This window comes from Actinomadura sediminis, from assembly GCF_042675525.1.
Classification (GTDB): domain Bacteria; phylum Actinomycetota; class Actinomycetes; order Streptosporangiales; family Streptosporangiaceae; genus Spirillospora; species Spirillospora sediminis.
In genome coordinates this window covers 1-3,243 of the sequence record NZ_JBHTJA010000223.1, presented here as the reverse complement: position 1 = coordinate 3,243, position 3,243 = coordinate 1, and the positions used below count along the sequence as shown (strand labels likewise).

3 protein-coding genes and 1 pseudogene are annotated in these 3,243 nt (G+C 75.7%); 1 reads left to right on the top strand and 3 read right to left on the bottom strand.

Annotation, left to right across the window (positions count from 1 at the left end; genetic code table 11):
• A partial coding sequence (locus ACFQ11_RS37425) for a hypothetical protein (protein WP_378307662.1) occupies window positions 1-551 on the top strand: 551 nt, incomplete at its 5' end.
• On the opposite strand, the pseudogene rho reads toward ACFQ11_RS37425, so the two are convergent.
• The 3 genes and pseudogenes from rho to ACFQ11_RS37410 all read right to left on the bottom strand — a co-directional run.
• A pseudogene (gene rho / locus ACFQ11_RS37420) lies at window positions 548-1,642 on the bottom strand (transcription termination factor Rho); the annotation flags it as partial. The gene ACFQ11_RS37425 and the pseudogene rho overlap by 4 nt on opposite strands.
• A gap of 440 nt (window positions 1,643-2,082) precedes the next feature.
• A complete protein-coding gene (locus ACFQ11_RS37415) occupies window positions 2,083-2,925 on the bottom strand; it encodes a hypothetical protein (RefSeq protein ID WP_378307660.1) in 843 nt (280 codons plus the stop codon).
• Window positions 2,922-3,243, bottom strand: a 322-nt coding sequence (locus tag ACFQ11_RS37410) for a PEP-utilizing enzyme (protein ID WP_378307658.1), incomplete at its 5' end; no start/stop codon positions are given. The genes ACFQ11_RS37410 and ACFQ11_RS37415, both read right to left, overlap by 4 nt.

Below are 3,243 nucleotides of genomic sequence, written 5' to 3'. Positions count from 1 at the left end.
CCCGGCCGGGCGCGGTCGCGAGCGTCGCGGCGCTCGCCGTCGTCGCGGCGGGGCTCGGCACGTGGACGGCGCGGTGGACGTCGGCCGGCAAGGGCGTCGCGGCGGTCCCGGCGGCGGACCCGCCCGTCGAGCTGGCGCCCTACCGGGAGGTGGACGCGTACGCGGTGCGGGTCCCGGCGACATGGCGGGTGGAACGGCGCGGCGCGGTGATGCGGTGGCTGGACGGCGCGGCCGGGCGCGGGCTGCGCATCGCCCCGGCGCCCGGGGATCCCCTCGCGGGACTGCGGACCGCCGAGCGGGCGGTGCTCGCGGACGGCCGGCATCCGGGATACGACCGGGTGCGGCTGGGGCCCGGGCCGGGACCCCGCGACGCCGCCGAATGGGAGTTCACCTGGCGGGACGCCGACGGCGGACGGCGCGCGCTGTGCACCCGCACGTCCGGGTACGAGCTGTGCTTCGCCGCGCCCGAGGCGCGGTGGCGGCCGGATCGCCGCCTCTACGACCGGATCCTCGCCTCGTTCCGCCCGGACGGCGGCACGGCGGAGGCTTAGAGCGTCTGCTGGAGGCGGAGGAGGAACTCGGCGTTCGACGACGTGCCCTTCATCTTCTCCAGGAGGTGCTCGACGGCCTGCTGCCGGTCGAGGCCGGACAGGGCGCGGCGCAGCCGCCACGTCAGTTCGAGCTCCTGGGGGGACATGAGCAGCTCGTCGCGGCGGGTGCCGGACGCCTCCACGTCGACGGCCGGGAAGACGCGGCGGTCGGCGAGGCCCCGGTCGAGCTTCAGCTCCATGTTGCCGGTGCCCTTGTACTCCTCGAACAGGACGTCGTCCATGCGCGACCCCGTCTCGACGAGCGCGGTCGCGAGGATCGTGAGGGACCCGCCTTCCTCGATGTTGCGGGCGGCCCCGAAGAACTTCTTCGGCGGGTAGATCGCGGTGGTCGCGACACCGCCCGCCAGGATGCGGCTGCTGGACGGCGCCGCGAGGTTGTAGGCGCGGCCCAGCCGGGTGATCGAGTCGAGCAGCATGACGACGTCGTGGCCCTGCTCGACGAGCCGCTTGGCGCGCTCGACGGCCAGTTCGGCGAGCGCCGTGTGGTCCTGTGCGGGCCGGTCGAACGTGGAGTGCAGCACCTCGCCCTCGACCGTCCGCTGCAGGTCGGTGACCTCCTCGGGACGTTCGTCGATCAGCACCACCATCAGGTGCGCCTCGGGGTTGCCGCGCGCGATCGAGTTCGCGAGGGCCTGCAGCATCATCGTCTTGCCGACCTTCGGCGGCGACACGATCAGCCCACGCTGGCCCTTGCCGATCGGCGCGACCAGGTCGATCACGCGGGTGGCGAGCGGGCCGGTGTCGAGCCGGAGCCGCTCGTCCGGGAACAGCGGGGTCAGCTTGCCGAAGTCGGGACGTCCCGCGGCCTCGGCCGGCGGGCGCCCGTTGACGGTCTCCAGGCCCGCCATCGCGCGGAACTTGTCGCGGCCCGTCTTCGGCGGCCGGGCCGTGCCCGCGACGATGTCGCCGGGCCGCAGGTGGTGCGCCTTGACCTGGGCGAGGGAGACGTGCACGTCCTCGGGCCCCGAGAGGTAGCCGGAGGTGCGCACGAACGCGTGCTTGTCCTGGACGGCGAGGATGCCGCTGAACGGGACGAGCGGTTCGTCCCCGGCCGGGCGCCGCTGCCCGCCCTTGCGGGCGGCCTGCGCGGGCACGGTGTGCCCCCGGCTGTTCGTGCCGGAGGTGCGGCCGGGGCTCAGCATGGAAGTGGACATTCGGGTCCCTTCTCCGGCGAACGCGGACGAATGAACCGCGTGCCGGGGGTCGATACCCCGCGTACGGCGGCGGCTTCCGCGGCGCGTACGCGAGAGAAGATGTGAAAAGCAGCTCGGTTCACCGGGCTGACGTCGGCTCCCTAGGTGCGGCGGTCCGGGCCAGTGGCGACCGGACGGTCGTTCACCGGGCGCTCAGATGGCCCGGGCGGGGAAGAAAACGCCTTCGCCGCCTGCCTGCGGCGAACTTTGGACGCTGCCTCGACATTACAGCACGTGCGGCCGCTCGCGCATTCCCGGGGCGGTGCCGATTTTCCCGCTCACCCCGGCTGCACCGACACGACGCGGAACTTCGCCCGGTCGATCAGCCCGTCCTGCAGGCATCCGAGCATCCGCCGCAGCGCGTGCTCCCCCAACGCGGGACGCACCACGATCGCGTACCGGCGCTCCCCCAGCGGGACCGCCCCGCCGCCCCGCACGTACGGGCGCGTCGAACCCCGGCAGTACTCCCACAACCGGTCGACCAGCGGGTCCACGGACGCCGCCCCCGTCTCGCCCCGCGTGTCCGCCTCGATGACGAGGGTGCTCGCGGCCGCCGCGACCGGCTCGTCCGGCCGGTCCTGCGTCAGTTCCGCGAGCTGGTAGACGGCGACCCCCGCGACGAGGGCCCCGGCGAGGCCGAGGGCGAGCGGGCGGCCCCGCCCGTCCCGTCCGGGCTCCGGCGCGCCCGCGAGCACGCCCCCGCCCGGCGGCGCCAACGCCGCCGGGAGCCCCGCGTCGCGGCCGAACGCCCCCGACACCCGCTCGACCAGCGCGGCGAGCCCCGACACGATGATGCCCGCGCCCAGCAGGACCGGGATGAACACCCGGTACCGGTCGTCGTCCTCGAGCCACCGGAACCGCGGCGCGTCCGTCCCGCCCTCCGCGTACCGGCCCCGCGGGACGGGCGCCGGTTCGGCCCGCAGCTCCGCGAGGCTCCGCTCGATCCGGGCGAGCCGCCGCGCGCCCGCCGCCGCGACCCCCACCACCAGCGCGATCAGCAGCAGCACCCCGGACATCAGGGCCCGCTGCCACTCCCACCGCGCCAGGTACACGACCACGTACGCGGCCGTCCAGAAGATCGTGACGCCCAGCACCAGGTAGCCGAGCCGCCGCGCCGTCATGCGACCGACTCCTCGCCCGCGCGGTCCGGCGTCTCGACGCGTCCGGTGTCGCCGTCCACCAGCAGCCGCGTCCCGTCCGGGAACCGGTCGACCGCGCCGCGCAGCCCGACGACCGTGGGCACCCCCATCTCCCGCGCGAGGATCGCCAGGTGCGACAGCGGGCTCCCGGTCTCCGCGACGAGCCACGCGAGCGCCGGCAGCCGCGGGGCCAGCGACGGCGCCAGCGTCCGGACCACCAGCACCGCGCCGGGCGGCGGCTCCCCCGGGCCCGCGTGCACGAGCCCCTCGCCCCGCTCGCCGCCCGCGGGCCGCGCCCGG

Coding starts and splice junctions, on each gene's coding strand:
- ACFQ11_RS37415 (WP_378307660.1), bottom strand. CDS start 2,925: ATGACGGCGCGGCGGCTCGGCTACCTGGTGCTGGGCGTCACGATCTTC.